This window comes from Pseudomonas sp. ITEM 17296 (assembly GCF_028895205.1).
GTDB lineage: Bacteria > Pseudomonadota > Gammaproteobacteria > Pseudomonadales > Pseudomonadaceae > Aquipseudomonas > Aquipseudomonas kermanshahensis.
In genome coordinates, this window is sequence record NZ_WJRS01000006.1 from 166,025 (window position 1) to 184,510 (window position 18,486).

Below are 18,486 nucleotides of genomic sequence, written 5' to 3' on the forward strand. Positions count from 1 at the left end.
CTAGATGAGGTGCAGAGAGTTAGCCGCTTCGCGACGGCCCCAACCCTACCTCGTTGGAGAATTATTTTTTTCCGCTTGGGGCTGAATGCGTACGGCCCCGCCTTCCCTGCTCAGCTTAACCGGGAGAATCTCCGGCAGTAACGCCAATAGCGTTTCGACGCTGTCGCTGCTGAAAACACCTGAAAGCGGCAATTTGCCGACATCAGGGTCCGTCAGTTCGATCGGCTGGGCGTAATACCGTTGCAGTGCAGCAACCACCTCAGCCAGTGGCGTACCGGCGAAAACCCAGCGGCTTTCTTGCCAGGCGCTAGCGTCTTCGGCATTGCCTTTGACCACCTCACCGGGGACGCCCTGTTGCACGAGCACCTGCTGCCCAGGCATGAGCAGCGAGGTACGGTCCGCCGCGCGCCCTGTGACTGCCACCTTGCCTTGCGCAACGGTAACCCGCACGTCACCCGCGTACATGTTGACGTTGAATCGGGTGCCGACCACGCGTATGTCGGCGTTGCCTGCATCGACCAAGAACGGCCGATATTGCATGGGCGAAATGTCGAATAAGGCCTGGCCACGCACCAGTGCCACTTGCCGGGTGCGCAAATGCCAGCTGACGCGTACCTCAGTGCCCCCATCCAGCTTGATCTTGCTGCCATCAGCCAGCTGTACCGCCTGGCGTTGTCCCACCTGCGTGACAAAGTGTTCATTGCGGTACGCAGGATCCTTCCAGGCCACACCTGCGGCGAGGGCCAGCAATACAAGCGGGAGTACCTTGCTGCCTTTGCGGGGCTTGCGGGCAGGTGGCGAGCTGGGTAAAGGGAAGCGCTGCTTCAAGGTCTCACGACACGCGGCCAGCGCGTCATCGACTGCAGCATCGTCTTTGTTTCGTGGACGGCTCACTGCGCCACCTCGGATTGCAGATGTTCACGGCAAGCGATCATACCGACGCGCAAATGCTTTTCTACGGTTTTCAGCGAGATCCCCAGGCGCTGCGCGACTTCAGCCTGGGGGATCTCATGCAGCTTGTGCATGATGAACACGGCCTGGCAACGCGGCGGCAATCGGGAAATAGCCGCAATCAGCCTGTCCAGTGTCTTCGCCGCGTCGACATGGCGCTCCTGTGGCGCTGCGTTGCAGGCGACGTCGGGCAGTTCTGCCACGGCGACGATCAAGCTGCTGCGCCGACGCTCGCGGCGGCAATGCGAGATGGCGTTGTCGTGGGCGATCTTGCGTAACAGCGCCAGGGGCTTGCGCACCCCTTCTTTCTCGTCATCCTCCAGCAACTGAACACACAGGTCGTGAACGACTTCACGCGCGAACACCCGCTCGCCGAAGCGTCGGCGCACATGATCGACCAGGTCGTCGTAGTGACGGACCAAGGTGGCGAGCAAGGATGGCTTTGGAGGATCTGCCTGCACGGTAGCGATAACAGAGAGGAAATGAGATGCAAGTATAAATGGGAATGCATGTCATTTGAAAGCAGTGTCACCCGCCTCCGCCTACTTCTTAACTGAGCATGCGAACCGAGCTCACCGCATCAACCGCCATGTCCAGGTCGCTGCCGGCAAGCACCTGCGCGTAATACGCCTTCAGTTCGTCCTCCCACCCCGCCACCTCCACCAGCAGATGCTCTGCATGCTCCCGCGTCAGGGCAAAGTGCGCGTGATGGCTGAGCATATTCGCGCGGCTAATCTGGCTGCCTTCCCGGCCAACTGCCATGGCCAAGGTCTGTGCGGGGCCTTCTTCAAGCATGGGCAGCACGTCGTACATGGGCGACAGGCGCCATCCGCCGTCAACCCAGATCACCGCATGGTTGCGTGGATGGTCGTCGGAGTTGCCCACCAGGGCGTTGTAGCACATGCGCTTGAACAGCGCCTGCAGGTCGGTATCGGGCACACCCCGGCGGCGCATTTCATCGGCCACAGCGGCATAGCGCCAATCCCGATGGTGCGCGCCGTTCCACTCCGAATCCAGCAAGGTCAGCGCGCTGAGCATCGGGATACGTCGGGCACCTTGTGCTATGGGCGTGCGGTCGAAGCGTTCGATCAACAACGTCGAAGGGTTTTCAGCATGCAGCGCGGTCTTGGCCACGTTCAAGCCCTTCCCTGCGGCGAATGTCATGCAGGCGTATTCGATCGAGGGCAGATCGTAATGGTCGAAGCGATCCCGCGGCTTGGCCAGAATCAGCATACCGTTATCCTGCAGCGTACGTTTTGGCCGTGCACCTCCCAGAGCCGAACGCTGTTGGCGCACGTTGAGTGTGGCCACCGACTCGGCGTCGAGCTGGCCGTCGTACACCGCTTCACACGCAGCGACGAACTTGGCCAGGCCTTTCAAGGTCGGTACTGCGCCATCGCCTAAGCCGGGTGCGGGTGTTGTTGCGCCGCCTGCCATCAGGTTGCCTACGCGGTCGTTGTTGGGTGACTTGAGCAAGAAGTCGAGGGGGCCGAGTTCTTGGCCGTACGCCCGATGCAGCAGCCGCTCGCCCCAGCCATCGGGCATGGCGTCATTGATGAAGCCGGGTATGCCGCGGTTCTTGGCGATGCCGGTGTAGGCCTCGGCGCGTAACGGGTAATTGATTGGGTCGGGGACCCAGCCGCCGCGCGCGACGTGGTCAGGTGCATAAAGAAATTCACCGAGCTTGCCTTTGAGGGTCAGCCGGCCAAGGGTGATGACTTCACCTGTCTCGGGGTGCTCCATATAGATGTAGGCACGGGACATCAGAACTCCTCAGGCTTGGGTTTGGCCAGCCGCACGCGGCGGGATGCCAGGCTCTGGTGGGTATCATCGTCATCACTGAACCGAGTGATCTGGGAGGTTTGCTCTATGCCTTCCAGCGAGGCGAAAACGGTTTCGCTGATACCCAGGCGCCACAACACCAGCATGAATGAACGCAGGTCGACGAGCTCCGAGCCGCCTTCGATCTTGCGAAGGGTATGCGCGGAGACGCCGATGGCAGCGGTAAGGTCCGCTTGGCGCAGGCCGAGTGCCAGGCGCCGTGCCTTGACCAAAAGGCCGATTTTACTGAGGGTATCGGCACAAGCGACTGGAAAATAAGTCGTCATAAGGCACGCCATGGTTAACATTAACTGAGTTAAGGTTAACCATAGCACACTTAAAGATTTTATAATTGATGCATAATACTCACCATGGTAAGTATTATCGAAGATAAGGTTAACCAAGGTTAATCTTAAAAATCCCTATGCAAGGCCACCAAAGCGCTTGTAGAAGCTTTCATTCACGTCAGGCAATGGGCCGTCAGCCGTTTCAAGTGCACTGTTCAACCACTCTTCAGCCTTGGCAAACACCAGCCGATACAGGTTGCGACACAGCTGCCGTGCTGCCCTGCCCTCCCAATCACCTGGCAGCAACTCATCAGGCAGTTGCGGGTCGCGCAGCAGCAGCCGACGGTACTCGTGAATCAGTAGCGTGCGTGCCAGGAAGCAATCCTGCGCATCGAGCTGCGGCTGCTCTTTAAGGCCCTGCCACAGCGGCCTGAATAACTGGATGAATTCACTGTACTGCTGCCCCAGCTCGTCGATACGCCAACTCTCGCGCACTTGCGCGCGCATGGCCTTGGAAGCAAGCACTTCCTGGGTGTGCGTTTCAAACACGATGCTGTCATCACTGGCCTCCAGCTCGCGCAGGGTTGCGGCCAAGTCCGCGCGGTCAGCACGGGGGCAGCCCATCACGTTGGGCGCCATCACCCCGAAGCCCTGCCATTCCAGCTCCTCACGCAGGGTTTTGCGCTTGCCGGCTTCCAGTTGTGACAGCAGCACCAGGGTCCAGGCGCCATCCCATGCGGGTTGGCTGGGGCTGTAGACACGCTTGAACGCTTTTTCGAAGCGCCGACGGCCAGTGCCCGTCAGGCTGTAATAGCTGCGTCGGCCGACTTTTTCGGCGGTCAGCCAACCTTCCTTGGTCAAGCGGAAGATCGAGGTGCGGATCAGCCGTTCGTTGATGCCGATCGGCTCCAGCAGGTTGATCAGGCTGCCCAACCACACCGTGCCACCATGCGGTTCGATAGCGTCGCCGTACAGGGTGATGATCAGCGAGCTGGCGCGGATCGGCGTCTGTTCCTGAAAACGAGTGATCAGGTTGTTCAGTGGGGCAAGTGTGCTCATGGAGGAACTGTGTGCGGGGAAAGCACCGACTATACCTGCGCGGCGGGTTGCCTGGCCATTGCGTGACACGGACAGGCTCATGCCGGCGCCTTGCCTTTGGGCCGGATGCCGGAGTCACCCATACGCGGGCGACCCTGCTCGGCTTCGGTCAGCGGTGGGCATTCGACCAGCGCGGTCATGCAGCGCTGCGTCAGGTGCTGATACTCCGCCGTGCCGCGCTGCTTCCAGGCCAGCTCCTGGTCGGTCACCGGGCGCTTTACCTGTGCCGGGCTACCCACCACCAGGCTTTGTTCGGCGCATTCGAACCCCGCCTTGACGAAGGCCGTGGCAGCTACGATGCAGCGCGGGGCTACATGGGCGCCATCCATCACCACGGCATTCATGCCTACCAGGGCATCTTCACCCACGCGGCAACCGTGCAACACCGCGCCGTGGCCGACATGCCCATTGCGTTCTATGACCGTGTCGCCCCCCGGAAAGCCATGCATCACGCAGGTGTCCTGCAGGTTGGCGCCCTCCTCCAGCACGATGCGGCCGAAGTCGCCCCTGAGTGAGGCCAGCGGGCCGACGTAGCAACGAGGGCCAACGATGACATCGCCAATCAGCACCGCGCTCGGGTGCACATAGGCAGTTGGATGAACCACGGGGGTCAGGCCGTCTAGCCGGTAGCAAGGCATGGCGAAGCTCCTGAAATGATTTGAAATGTGACGAATCCTTGTATCACAAAAATGTAGCGCGTCAATTGTGCGAATGGCTGTATCGCTTTGTTGTCATCCTTAGTTGCATCCGTTTTTTGCAAAATAAGCCCTATTTTTCTGAGGATGAATCGTTAAATCACTTTTTTGAAGCGCTCACATTTCGCACAGAAATCACCACAAAGAGATACGTGAAACACTTTTTGATGTTGCTTTGGTGTATCGCATAAGGCATATACTGTCCGCACCTGAACGTGGTGCAGCCCACGTCCCTGCAAACAATTCCAAGAAATGCCGGCCAATCGATGTGCCGTGCGAGCAGCCAGAGGAACCCGATATGCCTCGTTATCTCGATGCGCAAGCGCCGGAGCACGGCGTCCGGCTCATCACCCTGCAACGGCCAGAAGCGCTGAATGCTCTGTGCACAGCGTTGCTGGCCGAGCTGGCCAGCGAGCTGGATGCCGCCGAGCGTGATGATCAGACCCATGCCGTGGTGATTACCGGCAGCCGCAAGGCGTTCGCCGCCGGCGCCGACATTGGCGAGATGGCCGAGCGCGACCTGGTCGGCATCCTCAATGACCCTCGCGTTGCTTGCTGGCAACGGATCGCCGCGTTCTCCAAACCGCTGATCGCCGCCGTTAACGGCTACGCCCTGGGCGGCGGTTGCGAGCTGATGATGTGCGCCGACATCGTCATTGCGGGCAGCGACGCCCGTTTCGGCCAGCCGGAGATCAACCTCGGCATCATCCCCGGCGCGGGCGGTACCCAGCGCCTGCTGCGCGCGGTCGGCAAGCCGCTGGCCATGCACATGGTGTTGACCGGTGAAGCCATCAGCGCCCAGCACGCCTTGCAAGCCGGCCTGATTAGCGAAATCACCCAGCCGGAACTGGCCGTGGAGCGTGCCGTGCAAGTGGCCCGCATTATCGCGGCCAAGGCGCCGCTGGCAGTGCGCCTGGCCAAGGAAGCCTTGCTCAAGGCCGGCGATACCGACCTTGCCAGTGGCCTGCGCTTCGAGCGCCACGCGTTCACCCTGCTCGCCGGCACCGCCGACCGCAATGAGGGTATTCGCGCCTTCCAGGAAAAACGCCAGGCCCGGTTCAAAGGCTGCTGAGCACCTCCCCATTCGACTGACCAAGCGAGTCTGCCATGACGTTCGAACACATCCTGTTTTCCATCGAGGACGGCGTTGCCCTCCTGTCGCTGAACCGCCCGGAGCAACTGAACAGTTTCAACACGCCCATGCACCTGGAAGTGCGCGAAGCCTTGAAGCAAGTACGCCAGAGCAAAGATGCACGGGTGTTGCTGTTGACTGGCAAAGGCCGCGGCTTCTGTGCAGGCCAGGACCTGTCTGATCGCAATGTCGCGCCAGGCGCCGACATGCCGGACCTGGGTGAGTCCATCGATAAGTTCTACAACCCACTGGTGCGCACCCTGCGCGATTTGCCGCTGCCGGTCATCTGCGCCGTCAACGGCGTGGCTGCGGGCGCCGGGGCCAATATTCCGCTGGCCTGTGACCTGGTACTGGCCGCCCGTTCGGCCAGCTTCATCCAGGCCTTCTGCAAGATCGGCCTGGTGCCAGATTCTGGCGGCACCTGGCTGCTACCACGGCTAGTCGGCATGGCGCGGGCCAAGGCGTTGGCGATGCTGGGCGAACGCCTTACGGCCGAACAGGCCCAGCAATGGGGGTTGATCCATCGCGTGGTCGACGATGCCGCGTTGCGCGACGAGGCCCTCACCCTCGCCCGCCACCTCGCCACGCAGCCCACTTACGGCCTGGCCCTGATCAAACGCAGCCTGAATGCCAGTTTCGATAACGGGTTCGACCAGCAACTGGAACTGGAGCGCGACCTGCAGCGCCTGGCTGGCCGCAGCGAGGACTACCGCGAAGGCGTAAGCGCTTTCATGAACAAGCGCACGCCTGCGTTCAAGGGGCGTTGAGCATGAGCGCACTCGACCGCAACACCCAAGTGGCCGTGATCGGTGCAGGCGCCATGGGCGCAGGTATCGCCCAAGTGGCGGCGCAAGCCGGCCACCCGGTCAAGCTCTACGACAACCGCCCCGGCGCCGCCGCCCAGGCAGTGGCGGGTATCGATCGTCAGCTCGCCCGCTTGGTAGAAAAAGGCAAGTTGCCTGCGGGCGAGCGGGAAGCGATCGTCGCCCGCCTGTGCCCAGCCGACACCCTCGACACCCTGGCCGATGCCCGCCTGGTGATCGAAGCCATCGTTGAAAAACTGTCAGTGAAGCAGGCCTTGTTGCACGAGCTTGAAGCGCTGTGCGCAGACGACTGCATCCTGGCCAGCAACACCTCGTCACTCTCGATCACCAGCCTGGCCGCTGGCTTGAAGCGCCCACAGCAAGTGGTGGGCATGCATTTCTTCAACCCGGCACCGTTGATGGCTCTGGTCGAGGTCGTTTCGGGGTTGGCTACCGACCCAGCCGTGGCTGCCTGCCTTTACGACACCGCCAAAGCCTGGGGCAAACAGCCGGTGCATGCCCGCTCGACGCCGGGCTTTATTGTCAACCGTGTAGCCCGGCCGTTCTACGCCGAGAGCCTGCGCCTGTTGCAGGAAGGTGCAGCCGATTGCGCCAGCCTGGATGCGCTATTGCGTGACGCCGGCGGCTTTCGCATGGGGGCCTTCGAGCTCACCGACCTGATCGGCCATGACGTCAACTATGCCGTCACCTGTTCGGTGTTCGAGGCGTTTTATGGCGATTTCCGCTTCCAGCCTTCGCTCGTGCAAAAGGAGTTGGTGGATGCCGGGCGCCTTGGCCGCAAAACTGGCCAAGGTTTCTATAGCTACGCCGAAGGCGCCGAGCGCCCGCAACCTACAGCGCTGCAAAGCACGGCGCAGGTTGAGTCCTGCGTTATCGAGGGGCATCTGGGCGCCATGCAGCCCTTGGTCGAGCGTTTGCGCGACAGCGGCGTCGCCGTGACCGAGCGCGCCGGCAGTGGCGTGATCCAGGTCGGTGATGCCACGTTGGCGCTTTCCGACGGCCGCCTGGCCACGCAGCGTGCCCGCGAAGAAGGCTTGCGCAACCTGGTGCTGGTCGATCTGGCCCTGGACTACAGCACGGCTTCCCGCATTGCGATCAGTTGGTCTGCCGACACCACCCGTGAGGCCCGCGACCAGGCCGTTGGCTTGTTAACCCGCGCCGGCCTGAAAGTGACCGCAGTCGCCGACCTGCCTGGCCTGGTCGTGCTGCGTACGGTGGCGATGCTGGCCAACGAAGCCGCCGATGCCGTGTTGCAAGGTGTTGGCTCGGCAGCCGATATCGACCTGGCCATGCGCGCCGGCGTGAACTACCCCTGCGGCCCGCTGGCCTGGGCCTCGCGCATCGGCATAAGCCAGACCTTGCGTGTACTCGACAACCTGCAGCGCAGCTACGGCGAAAGCCGCTATCGCCCTTCCCTGCTATTGCGCCGCTGCGAAGCCCAAGGAGGCAATCTGCATGACTGAAATCGAGCTGGCACAAGCCTGTGCCGATGCCATGTTTTCCCGCGATCACGCCACCCAAGGGCTGGGCATCAGCCTGCTCGAGGCCGGCCCTGGCCAGGCGCGCCTGCGCATGCCGGTGCGCGCCGACATGATCCAGGGCCATGGCACCTGCCACGGTGGCTTCCTGTTCGCCCTGGCGGATTCGGCCTTCGCCTTCGCCTGCAACAGTTACGACCAGGCCACCGTGGCCCTGGGTTGCAGCATCGACTACCTGGCGCCGGCACTGCGCGACGACGTGCTGACCGCCACGGCCAGCGAAGTCAGCCGCAAAGGCCGTACCGGCCTGTATGACGTTCGCATCGAGAACCAGCGCGGTGAGCTGGTGGCGATGTTCCATGGCAAATCCTACAAAGTACGCGGCACGGTGCTCGCGCAGGAGACACAAGATGACTGAACACACCCTGGCCGATGCGCTGATCATCGACGCCGTGCGCACGCCGATCGGCCGCTACGCCGGCACGTTGAGCGGCGTGCGCCCCGACGACCTGGCCGCCATCCCGCTCAAGGCCCTGATCGCCCGCCACCCGGAGTTGGATTGGGCAGCAGTGGACGACGTAATCCTCGGTTGCGCCAACCAAGCCGGTGAGGACAACCGCAACGTTGCCCGCATGGCCAGCCTGCTGGCGGGCCTGCCGATCGAGGTGCCGGGCACCACCCTCAACCGCTTGTGCGGCTCTGGCATGGACGCCATTGGCAACGCGGCCCGTGCCCTGCGCTGCGGTGAAGCCGGGCTGATGGTGGCCGGCGGCGTGGAGTCGATGTCGCGCGCGCCGTTCGTCATGGGCAAATCGGAGCAAGCCTTTGGCCGCGCCGCCGAACTGTTCGATACCACCATCGGCTGGCGCTTCGTCAACCCGTTGATGAAGGCCGAACATGGCACCGACTCGATGCCTGAGACGGCAGAGAACGTCGCTGCCCGTTTCGGTATCTCCCGTGAAGACCAGGACGCCTTTGCCCTGCGCAGCCAGCACAAGGCTGCCGCCGCCCAGGCCCGAGGCCGCCTGGCCCAGGAGATCGTGCCGGTCGAAATCCCCCAGCGCAAAGGCCCGGCCAAGCGCGTCGAGCACGACGAACACCCGCGTGGCGACACCACGCTGGAGCAGCTGGCCAAGCTCGGCACGCCGTTCCGCGAGGGTGGCAGTGTCACCGCTGGCAACGCCTCTGGCGTCAACGACGGTGCCTGTGCACTGCTGCTGGCGAGCACCGCAGCGGCCCGGCGCCATGGCCTTAAAGCCCGCGGGCGCATTGTCGGCATGGCTGTGGCCGGGGTCGAGCCGCGCATCATGGGCATCGGCCCGGTGCCGGCTACCCGCAAGGTGCTCGAACTCACCGGGCTCTCGCTGGCCGACATGGATGTCATCGAGCTAAACGAGGCCTTCGCTGCCCAAGGCCTGGCGGTATTGCGCGAGCTGGGCCTGGCCGACGACGACAAGCGGGTCAACCCGAACGGCGGCGCCATTGCCCTGGGGCATCCGTTGGGCATGAGTGGCGCGCGCCTGGTCACCACCGCACTGCACGAACTGGAAGAAACTGCCGGACGCTACGCCCTGTGCACCATGTGCATCGGCGTTGGCCAAGGCATCGCCATGGTCATCGAGCGCCTCTGACCAACGGCTTGTTACCGAACACAACGCAGCCGGTTATGCTGCGCCCATGACACTCACCGCCCGGCTGCGAACCCGCGCCGGTCGGCGTACAAGAACAATTCGAGTGAAGCCATGAACATGTACCATGATGCCGATCGTGCCCTGCTTGACCCTATGGAAACCGCCAGCGTCGACGCCCTGCGCCAGCACCAATTGGAGCGCCTGCGCTGGAGCCTGAAACACGCCTACGACAACGTGCCGCTGTACCGCAAGCGCTTCGACGAATGCGGCGCGCACCCCGATGACCTCAAGTCGCTCGACGACCTGGCCAAGTTCCCCTTCACCGGCAAGAACGACCTGCGCGACAACTACCCGTACGGCATGTTTGCCGTGCCCCAGGAAGAGGTCGTTCGCCTGCATGCCTCCAGTGGCACAACGGGCAAGCCGACCGTTGTTGGTTATACCCAGAACGACATCGACACCTGGGCCAATGTGGTCGCCCGCTCGATCCGCGCCGGCGGCGGGCGCAAAGGCGACAAAGTGCACGTTTCGTACGGTTATGGCCTGTTTACCGGCGGGCTCGGCGCGCATTACGGTGCCGAACGGCTAGGGTGCACGGTCATCCCCATGTCCGGTGGCCAGACCGAGAAGCAGGTGCAACTGATCCGCGACTTCCAGCCCGACATCATCATGGTCACGCCCTCTTACATGCTCAACCTGGCCGACGAGATCGAGCGCCAGGGCATCGATCCGCACGACCTCAAGCTGCGCCTGGGCATCTTCGGTGCCGAGCCCTGGACCGACGAACTGCGGCGCTCCATTGAGCAGCGCCTGGGCATCCAGGCCCTCGACATCTATGGCCTGTCGGAGATCATGGGGCCCGGTGTGGCAATGGAGTGCATCGAAACCAAAGACGGCCCGACCATCTGGGAAGACCACTTCTACCCCGAAATCATCGACCCGGTTACCGGCGAGGTGGTGCCGGACGGGGAATTGGGCGAGCTGGTATTTACCTCGCTAAGCAAGGAGGCGCTGCCGATGGTGCGCTACCGTACCCGCGACCTGACCCGCCTGCTGCCAGGCACCGCGCGGCCGATGCGGCGGATCGGCAAGATCACCGGGCGCAGTGACGACATGCTGATCATTCGTGGGGTCAACGTGTTCCCGACCCAGATTGAGGAGCAAGTACTCAAAATAAAACAGCTTTCAGAGATGTACGAGATTCATCTGTATCGCAATGGCAACCTGGACAGCGTTGAGGTGCACGTGGAGCTGCGTGGCGAATGCCAGGCGATGGACGAGGGCCAGCGCAAGCTGCTGATCGGTGAACTGACTAAGCAGATCAAGACCTACATCGGCATCAGCACCCAGGTGCGACTGCAGCCCTGCGGCACGCTCAAGCGTTCTGAAGGCAAGGCATGCCACGTCTTCGACAAACGGTTGGCCAGCTGACATATCAGCTGCCTTTTACGGCCTCGGCTCAGTCCGGGGCTTTTTTTTGGGTTTTTGCCGGCCCTTTCGCAACACAAGGCGGTTCCTACAGGTGGTGCGCGCCCTTGTAGGAGCAGCCTTGTGCTGCGAAAGGGCCGCAAAGCGATACACAAATCTTATTCGATACATATAAAACTGTTTGACGTTATGTTTTGTATCGCTTACAAATGACTCATGCCTTAGCAGGAGTCGGAACATGTACGCACAGCTAGTCGAAACCGGCGTCAAACGCGTCAAGTCCCTGGACGAAATGTCGCCCGAAGAGCGCGACTTCCAGGAAAAGATCGATGCCGAGATCAAGATCGAAGCCAAGAACTGGATGCCCGAGGCCTACCGCCAAACGCTGATCCGGCAGATCTCCCAGCACGCCCACTCGGAAATCGTCGGCATGCTGCCCGAAGGCAACTGGGTCACCCGCGCCCCAAGCCTGAAACGCAAGCTGCAACTGATGGCCAAGATCCAGGACGAAGCCGGCCACGGCCTGTACCTGTACAGCGCCATGGAAACCCTCGGCGCCGACCGCGACGAAGAGATCGCCAAGCTGCACAGCGGCAAGGCCAAGTACTCGAGCATCTTCAACTACCCGACCCTGAGCTGGGCCGACATGGGCGCCGTAGGCTGGCTGGTCGATGGCGCTGCGATCGTCAACCAGGTGGTGCTGCAGCGCACCTCCTACGGCCCCTACTCCCGCGCCATGATCCGCATCTGCAAGGAAGAGAGCTTCCACCAGCGCCAGGGCTACGAGCTGCTGCTGACCATGATGCGCCACGGTACCCAGGCTCAGAAGGACATGGTTCAGGACGCCATCAACCGCCTGTGGTGGCCGTCGTTGATGATGTTTGGCCCCAGTGACGAGCACTCCCCCAACAGCGCCCAGTCAATGGCGTGGAAGATCAAGCGCCAGACCAACGATGAGCTGCGCCAGCGCTTCATCGACCAGACCGTGCCACAGCTCGAGCTGCTCGGCTGCACCGCGCCCGACCCGCACCTGAAGTGGAACGAAGCCCGCGGCCACTACGATTTTGGCGACATCCAGTGGGACGAGTTCTACGAAGTCATCAAGGGCAACGGCCCCTGCAACCTGGAACGTGTCGCCACCCGGCGCAAGGCCATCGAGGACGGTGCCTGGGTACGCGAGGCCGCCGTGGCCTATGCGCGCAAGCAACAGAACAAGAACGCCGCCTGAGCGGCGATTGATGCGGAGATCGAAAATGTCTGTCTGGACCCTCTACGAAGTGTTCGTGCGCAGCAAGCACGGCCTGAACCACAAGCATGTCGGCAGCGTGCATGCCGCCGACGCCGCCATGGCCATCGAGAATGCCCGTGAGCTGTACACCCGCCGCAGCGAAGGCGTGAGCCTGTGGGTGGTGCCATCAGCGCTGATCACCGCCTCCTCCCCTGACGAGAAAGACCCGCTGTTCGCCCCCTCGGACGACAAGGTCTACCGCCATGCCAGCTTTTACGAGCTGCCCGACGAAGTCGGACACATGTGAGGTTGGCCATGCATAAAGAAGCGCTTATCCCCTATTTACTGCTCCTGGGCGACAGTGCCCTGGTGCAGGGCCAGCGGCTCTGTGAATGGTGCGGCCACGCACCGGCCATCGAGGAAGAACTGGCCTTGATGAACGTCGGCCTCGACTTGGTCGGCCAAGCCCGCAACTGGCTGGACTACGCCGCCGAATTGCTCGACGACGGCCGTGACGCCGATGCCCTTGCCTACCGCCGTGACGAACGCGCCTACCGCAACCTGCTGCTGGTCGAACAACCCAATGGCGACTTCGCCGTGACCATGACCAAGCAGTTTTTATACGACGCCTGGCACTTCGCGGTGCTGCAGGGCCTGGCTGCGTCCCGCGATGAGCGTATCGCCGGCATTGCTGCCAAGGCACTCAAGGAGGTCACCTACCACCTGCGTCGCTCCGGTGAGTGGGTGCAACGCCTGGGCGGCGGCACCGACGAAAGCCGTCGGCGCATGCTAGACGCCATCCCGGCGCTGTGGCGCTTCACCGTTGAACTGACCGCGGGTAGCGACAGCGAAGTTCAGCTGGCCGAAGCCGGCATCGCAGCTGACCCGGCCGCCGTCGGCGCGGCCTGGCTCAAGCAGGTAAGCGCGATTTTTGACTCGGTCGAGCTGCCACTGCCCAAGGCCGCCAGTTATTTCTACCTGGACGGTCGCAAAGGCCTGCACACCGAGCACCTGGGGCTGTTGCTGGCCGAAATGCAGTTCCTGCCACGGGCCTACCCCGATGCGACCTGGTGAGCTGATCGCCAGCGACCTCGGCGCCCGTGCCGCCCGAGGCGACGACCTGGCCCGGGCCTGGGCGGTGCTGGAGCAGGTCATGGACCCGGAAGTGCCGGTGGTGAGCGTGGTTGACCTGGGCATTGTCCGCGACCTGGACTGGCGCGCCGGCCACCTGCACCTGGTCGTCACGCCAACCTATTCCGGTTGCCCGGCGACCGAGGTGATCGAGGCCGATATCCGTGACGCGCTGCAACAGGCCGGTTTTGCTGCCCCCGCGCTGGAGCGGCGCTTGACCCCGGCCTGGAGCACCGACTGGATCAGCGACCTGGGCCGCCAACGCTTGCGCACCTATGGCATAGCGCCGCCCGAAGGCAGCACCAGCAAGCGCAGCCTGCTCGGTGAGGCGCCCCAAGTGTGCTGCCCGCAGTGTGGCAGCGCGCATACCGAACTGCTCAGCCAGTTCGGCTCCACGGCTTGCAAGGCGCTGTACCGCTGCCGCGAGTGCCTGGAGCCGTTCGACTATTTCAAATGCATTTGAGCCGTGGAGAACACCATGAGCCAGTTTCACAGCCTGACCATCAAGCAAGTACGCAACGAGACCCGCGACGCCGTGTCCATCGTCTTTGACGTACCCGAGCACCTGCAGACGCAATTCCGCTTCACCCAGGGCCAGTACCTGGTCATGCGTACCCAGCTGGATGACGAAGAAGTGCGTCGTTCCTATTCGATCTGCAGCGCCGTGCAGGACGGCGAGCTGCGTGTGGCTGTCAAGCGCGTGCCAGGCGGGCGTTTTTCGGCCTTTGCCAATGAAGTGCTCAAGGCTGGCCAGCAACTGGAGGTGATGCCGCCGTCGGGCAGCTTCTTCGTGCCGCTCGACCCCGCCCGCGAAGGCCGCTACTTGGGCGTTGCCGCCGGCAGCGGCATTACGCCGATCCTGTCGATCATCGCCACCACCCTGGCCACTGAACCGCACAGCCGTTTCACCCTGCTCTACGGCAACCGCTCAAGCTCTGGTGCGCTGTTCCGCGACAAGCTCGAAGACCTGAAAAACCGTTACCTGGACCGCCTGAACCTGATTTTCGTGTTCAGCCGCGAGCAGCAGGACGTCGACCTGTACAACGGCCGGATCGATGCCGACAAGTGCGGCCAGCTGTTCTCCCGCTGGCTGGACGTCGCCACGCTGGACGCTGCGTTCATTTGCGGCCCCCAGGCCATGACTGAAACCGTGCGTGACAGCCTGCAGGCCAACGGCATGGCCAAGGACCGCATCCACTTCGAACTGTTCGCCGCCGCGGGCAGCGAAGCGCGCCGCGAAGCCCGTGAAGCTGCGCGCCAGGTGGATTCGGCGCTCAGCCATATCACCGTGATCAGCGATGGCCGGGCGCTGAGCTTCGACCTGCCGCGCAACAGCCAGAACGTGCTGGACGCCGGCAACGCCATCGGCGCCGAACTGCCGTACTCGTGCAAGGCCGGCGTGTGCTCGACCTGCAAGTGCCGGGTGATCGAAGGCGAGGTCGAGATGGACAGCAACCATGCGCTGGAAGACTACGAAGTGGCGGCGGGGTATGTGCTGTCGTGCCAGACCTACCCGGTGAGCGACAAAGTGGTGCTCGACTTCGACCAGCTCTGATACCTGGCCCGCGAAGAGGCCCTGAGCACCACCGCAACACCTGTGTGACCTCAAAAAACAACTACAACACCAAGAGATCGCTTGCCATGACCCCCGAACGCATAGAAAGCATCGCCAACCATCCCGACTTCCAGCACCTGGTCCGGCGCAAACGTCGCCTCAATGGCACCCTGACCCTGGCCATGCTGGTGATCTACTACGGCTTCGTCCTGTTGGTGGCGTTCTCCCCCAGCACCCTCGGCCAATCGCTCAGCGGTGGCGTGACCACCGTTGGCATGCTGGTGGGCGTGCTCATGGTGCTGCTGTCGTTCGCCCTCACCGGCATCTACGTGCACCGCGCCAACAACGTGCTCGACCCGCTCAACGACAAGGTCAAGCAGGAGTGCGCGCAATGAACTGGACTGCCATTTCGATGTTCATGGTGTTCGTCTGCTTCACCCTGCTGGTAACCCGCTGGGCCGCATTGCGGACCCGCTCGGCGAGTGACTTCTACACCGCGGGCGGCGGCCTGACCGGCATGCAGAACGGCTTGGCGATCGCCGGCGACATGATCAGCGCAGCGTCCTTCCTGGGCATCTCGGCCATGATGTTCATGAACGGCTACGACGGCTTGCTCTACGCCCTGGGTGTACTGGCCGGCTGGCCAATCATCCTGTTCCTGATCGCCGAACGCCTGCGCAACTTGGGCAAGTACACGTTTGCCGACGTCGTGTCCTACCGCCTGGCGCAAACCCCAGTCCGCCTGACCTCGGCATTCGGCACCTTGGTCGTCGCGCTGATGTACCTGGTGGCCCAGATGGTCGGGGCCGGCAAGCTGATCGAGCTGCTGTTCGGCATCAGCTACCTGTACGCGGTCATGCTAGTCGGGGTGTTGATGGTCGCCTACGTGACCTTCGGCGGCATGCTGGCAACCACCTGGGTGCAGATCATCAAGGCCGTGATGCTGCTGTCCGGCACCAGCTTCATGGCGTTCATGGTGCTCAAGCACTTTGGCTTCAGCACCGAAGCGATGTTTGCCAGCGCCGTGGCCGTGCATGCCAAGGGCCAGGCGATCATGGCGCCGGGTGGCTTGCTGTCGAACCCGATCGATGCGATTTCCCTGGGGCTGGGCATGATGTTCGGCACTGCCGGCCTGCCGCATATCCTGATGCGTTTCTTCACCGTCAGCGATGCCAAGGAGGCGCGCAAGAGTGTGTTCTACGCCACCGGTTTCATCGGCTACTTCTACCTGCTGCTGATCGTCATCGGCTTTGGCGCCATCGTCATGGTCGGCACCGAGCCGTCCTACCGCGATGCGGCAGGCGCGATCATCGGCGGCGGCAACATGGTCGCGGTGCACTTGGCCCAGGCAGTGGGTGGCAACCTGTTCCTGGGTTTCATCTCTGCCGTGGCCTTCGCCACCATTCTTGCGGTAGTGGCGGGCCTGGCCCTGTCCGGCGCTTCGGCGGTTTCCCACGACCTCTATGCCTGCGTGGTACGCAAAGGCCAGGCCACTGAACAGGAAGAAATGCGTGTCTCGCGTATCGCCACCCTGGTGATCGGCTTGCTGGCAGTGGTGCTGGGGCTGGTGTTCGAGTCGCAGAACATCGCCTTCCTCTCCGGCCTGGTACTGGCCGTGGCTGCATCGGTCAACTTCCCGGTGCTGCTGCTCTCGATGTTCTGGAAGGGCCTGACCACCCGTGGTGCAGTGTGCGGCAGCATGGCCGGTTTGCTCTCGGCCGTGGTGCTGGTGGTACTCGGCCCGGCAGTGTGGGTCAACGTGCTGCACAACGAACAGGCGCTGTTCCCTTACAGCAACCCGGCGCTGTTCTCGATGAGCCTGGCGTTTTTCGGCGCCTGGGTGTTCTCGGTCACCGACACCTCCGCGCGTGCCAGCGAGGAGCGTGGTCGCTACCTGGCGCAGTTCATTCGCTCCATGACCGGTATCGGCGCTGCCGGCGCCAGCAAGCACTGACTTCGAGAACAACCATGTCGGGTATAACAACAATGAACCGCACTCGCTTCTCTACTGCCGCTTGGCTTGCCACGCTCGCCCTGCCCTTGCCGGCCATGGCCGACTTCGTCAGCGACAGCCATGCACGCCTGGAACTGCGCAACCACTACATCAACCGCGATTTCCGCCAGAGCAATGCCCCGCAGGCCAAGGCCGAGGAATGGGGCCAAGGCTTTACCGCCCGCGTGGAGTCCGGCTTCACCGAAGGCCCGGTGGGCTTCGGCGTGGACGCCATGGGCCAGCTGGGTCTCAAGCTCGATTCCAGCCGCGAGCGCCGCAACACCGGCTTGCTGCCCTTTGGCCCGAACAGCCACGAGCCTGTCGATGACTACAGCGAGCTGGGCCTGACCGGTAAAGCACGGGTTTCCAAGAGCACCCTGCGCCTGGGCACCCTGCAGCCGATCCTGCCGGTGGTGGTGTACAACGACACCCGTCTGTTGTCTTCCACGTTCCAGGGCGGCCTGCTGACCAGCCAGGAGCTCAATGGCCTCACCGTCAACGCCGGGCGCCTCACCAAGGCCAACCTGCGCGATTCGTCCGGCCGCGATGACATGGGCTACGGCGCAGCCAGCAGCGACCACCTGGATTTCGGCGGCGGCAGCTACGCCATCACCCCGCAGACCAGCGTCAGCTATTACTACGCCAAGCTCGAAGACATCTACCGCCAGCAGTTCGTCGGCCTGGTCGATACCCGCCCACTGGGCGAAGGCCTGAGCCTGCGCAGCGACCTGCGCTATTTCGACAGCCGTAACGACGGCGCCGAACGCGCCGGCAACATCGACAACCGTAACTTCAACGCCATGTTCACCCTCGGCGTCAGGGCGCACAAGTTCACCGCCACCTGGCAACAGATGTCCGGCGACAGCGCCTTCCCCTTCGTCAACGGCGGCGACCCGTTCACGGTCAACCTGGTGACCTACAACACCTTCACCCGCGCCGGGCTCGATTCCTGGCAGGTGCGCTACGACTACGACTTCGTCGCCATGGGCATCCCGGGCCTGAGTTTCATGACCCGCTACACCGACGGCCGCCACGCCGAGACCGCCACGGTCAGCAACGGCCGTGAGCGCGAACGCGACACCGACCTCACCTACGTCATCCAGAGCGGCCCGTTCAAAGACGTCAGCCTGCGCTGGCGCAACGTCACCTTCCGTTCCGGCAATGGCCTGACCAATGCCGTGGACGAGAACCGCCTGATCATCGGCTACACCTTGGCGCTGTGGTAACAGCGCCC

Annotated in this window: 20 protein-coding genes; 14 read left to right on the forward strand and 6 right to left on the reverse strand. The window is 63.0% G+C overall.

The annotated features are described in order from the left end of the window. Positions 1-45 precede the first annotated feature (45 nt). The 6 genes from GIB19_RS09660 to paaY all read right to left on the reverse strand — a co-directional run bounded on the left by GIB19_RS09660 (position 46) and on the right by paaY (position 4,795). Complete coding sequence (locus GIB19_RS09660; RefSeq protein ID WP_274885326.1) at positions 46-894, reverse strand: FecR family protein; 849 nt, start codon at positions 892-894, stop codon at positions 46-48. Next, positions 891-1,412, reverse strand: coding sequence for an RNA polymerase sigma factor (locus GIB19_RS09665; RefSeq protein WP_238214287.1), 522 nt, complete (start codon positions 1,410-1,412; stop codon positions 891-893). The genes GIB19_RS09660 and GIB19_RS09665 overlap by 4 nt, the downstream gene beginning before the upstream one ends. A gap of 88 nt (positions 1,413-1,500) precedes the next feature. Then, entirely contained in the window at positions 1,501-2,715 is a 1,215-nt protein-coding gene (locus GIB19_RS09670) for a type II toxin-antitoxin system HipA family toxin (RefSeq protein WP_274885327.1), read from the reverse strand. Continuing rightward, positions 2,715-3,059, reverse strand: a complete 345-nt coding sequence (locus GIB19_RS09675) for a helix-turn-helix domain-containing protein (protein WP_274885328.1) — start codon at positions 3,057-3,059, stop codon at positions 2,715-2,717. The genes GIB19_RS09670 and GIB19_RS09675 overlap by 1 nt, the downstream gene beginning before the upstream one ends. A gap of 135 nt (positions 3,060-3,194) precedes the next feature. Continuing rightward, positions 3,195-4,118, reverse strand: a complete 924-nt coding sequence (gene paaX, locus GIB19_RS09680) for a phenylacetic acid degradation operon negative regulatory protein PaaX (protein WP_186681513.1) — start codon at positions 4,116-4,118, stop codon at positions 3,195-3,197. Between the two features lie 77 nt (positions 4,119-4,195). Beyond that, positions 4,196-4,795, reverse strand: a complete 600-nt coding sequence (paaY, locus tag GIB19_RS09685; protein WP_274885330.1) for a phenylacetic acid degradation protein PaaY — start codon at positions 4,793-4,795, stop codon at positions 4,196-4,198. Positions 4,796-5,150: 355 nt separating this feature from the next. Here paaY and paaF point away from each other — a divergent pair, with 355 nt between their 5' ends. The 14 genes from paaF to GIB19_RS09755 all read left to right on the forward strand — a co-directional run bounded on the left by paaF (position 5,151) and on the right by GIB19_RS09755 (position 18,478). Beyond that, positions 5,151-5,924 carry a 2,3-dehydroadipyl-CoA hydratase PaaF gene (gene paaF / locus GIB19_RS09690; RefSeq protein ID WP_027593250.1) on the forward strand — a complete coding sequence of 258 codons (774 nt, stop codon included), beginning with the start codon at positions 5,151-5,153 and terminating at the stop codon, positions 5,922-5,924. 35 nt (positions 5,925-5,959) lie between these two features. Beyond that, a complete protein-coding gene (paaG, locus tag GIB19_RS09695) occupies positions 5,960-6,751 on the forward strand; it encodes a 2-(1,2-epoxy-1,2-dihydrophenyl)acetyl-CoA isomerase PaaG (protein WP_274885332.1) in 792 nt (263 codons plus the stop codon). 2 nt (positions 6,752-6,753) lie between these two features. Then, positions 6,754-8,271 (forward strand): 3-hydroxyacyl-CoA dehydrogenase PaaH, encoded by a 1,518-nt coding sequence (gene paaH, locus GIB19_RS09700; RefSeq protein ID WP_099429338.1) that lies wholly within the window; start codon positions 6,754-6,756, stop codon positions 8,269-8,271. Continuing rightward, the gene (gene paaI / locus GIB19_RS09705; RefSeq protein WP_027593247.1) at positions 8,264-8,704 is read left to right on the forward strand and encodes a hydroxyphenylacetyl-CoA thioesterase PaaI; all 441 of its coding nucleotides are present in this window, start codon (positions 8,264-8,266) and stop codon (positions 8,702-8,704) included. The genes paaH and paaI overlap by 8 nt, the downstream gene beginning before the upstream one ends. Beyond that, positions 8,697-9,917, forward strand: coding sequence for a 3-oxoadipyl-CoA thiolase (gene pcaF / locus GIB19_RS09710; protein ID WP_099429339.1), 1,221 nt, complete (start codon positions 8,697-8,699; stop codon positions 9,915-9,917). The genes paaI and pcaF overlap by 8 nt, the downstream gene beginning before the upstream one ends. Positions 9,918-10,028: 111 nt before the next feature. Next, positions 10,029-11,348 carry a phenylacetate--CoA ligase PaaK gene (paaK, locus tag GIB19_RS09715; RefSeq protein WP_099429340.1) on the forward strand — a complete coding sequence of 440 codons (1,320 nt, stop codon included), beginning with the start codon at positions 10,029-10,031 and terminating at the stop codon, positions 11,346-11,348. A gap of 235 nt (positions 11,349-11,583) precedes the next feature. Then, entirely contained in the window at positions 11,584-12,573 is a 990-nt protein-coding gene (gene paaA / locus GIB19_RS09720; RefSeq protein ID WP_099429341.1) for a 1,2-phenylacetyl-CoA epoxidase subunit PaaA, read from the forward strand. Positions 12,574-12,598: 25 nt separating this feature from the next. Next, the gene (paaB, locus tag GIB19_RS09725; RefSeq protein ID WP_004374528.1) at positions 12,599-12,880 is read left to right on the forward strand and encodes a 1,2-phenylacetyl-CoA epoxidase subunit PaaB; all 282 of its coding nucleotides are present in this window, start codon (positions 12,599-12,601) and stop codon (positions 12,878-12,880) included. 8 nt (positions 12,881-12,888) lie between these two features. Then, complete coding sequence (paaC, locus tag GIB19_RS09730; RefSeq protein ID WP_027593243.1) at positions 12,889-13,647, forward strand: 1,2-phenylacetyl-CoA epoxidase subunit PaaC; 759 nt, start codon at positions 12,889-12,891, stop codon at positions 13,645-13,647. Next, the gene (gene paaD / locus GIB19_RS09735) at positions 13,634-14,167 is read left to right on the forward strand and encodes a 1,2-phenylacetyl-CoA epoxidase subunit PaaD (protein ID WP_085272846.1); all 534 of its coding nucleotides are present in this window, start codon (positions 13,634-13,636) and stop codon (positions 14,165-14,167) included. The genes paaC and paaD overlap by 14 nt, the downstream gene beginning before the upstream one ends. Before the next feature lie 15 nt (positions 14,168-14,182). Further along, positions 14,183-15,259 (forward strand): 1,2-phenylacetyl-CoA epoxidase subunit PaaE, encoded by a 1,077-nt coding sequence (gene paaE, locus GIB19_RS09740; protein ID WP_099429342.1) that lies wholly within the window; start codon positions 14,183-14,185, stop codon positions 15,257-15,259. An 86-nt stretch (positions 15,260-15,345) separates the two neighbouring features. Further along, positions 15,346-15,654 (forward strand): DUF485 domain-containing protein, encoded by a 309-nt coding sequence (locus tag GIB19_RS09745; protein ID WP_027593240.1) that lies wholly within the window; start codon positions 15,346-15,348, stop codon positions 15,652-15,654. Beyond that, complete coding sequence (locus tag GIB19_RS09750; protein WP_099429343.1) at positions 15,651-17,213, forward strand: cation acetate symporter; 1,563 nt, start codon at positions 15,651-15,653, stop codon at positions 17,211-17,213. Before GIB19_RS09745 ends, GIB19_RS09750 begins: the two co-directional genes overlap by 4 nt. A 32-nt stretch (positions 17,214-17,245) precedes the next feature. After that, positions 17,246-18,478, forward strand: a complete 1,233-nt coding sequence (locus tag GIB19_RS09755) for an OprD family porin (protein WP_274885339.1) — start codon at positions 17,246-17,248, stop codon at positions 18,476-18,478. Positions 18,479-18,486 lie beyond the last annotated feature (8 nt).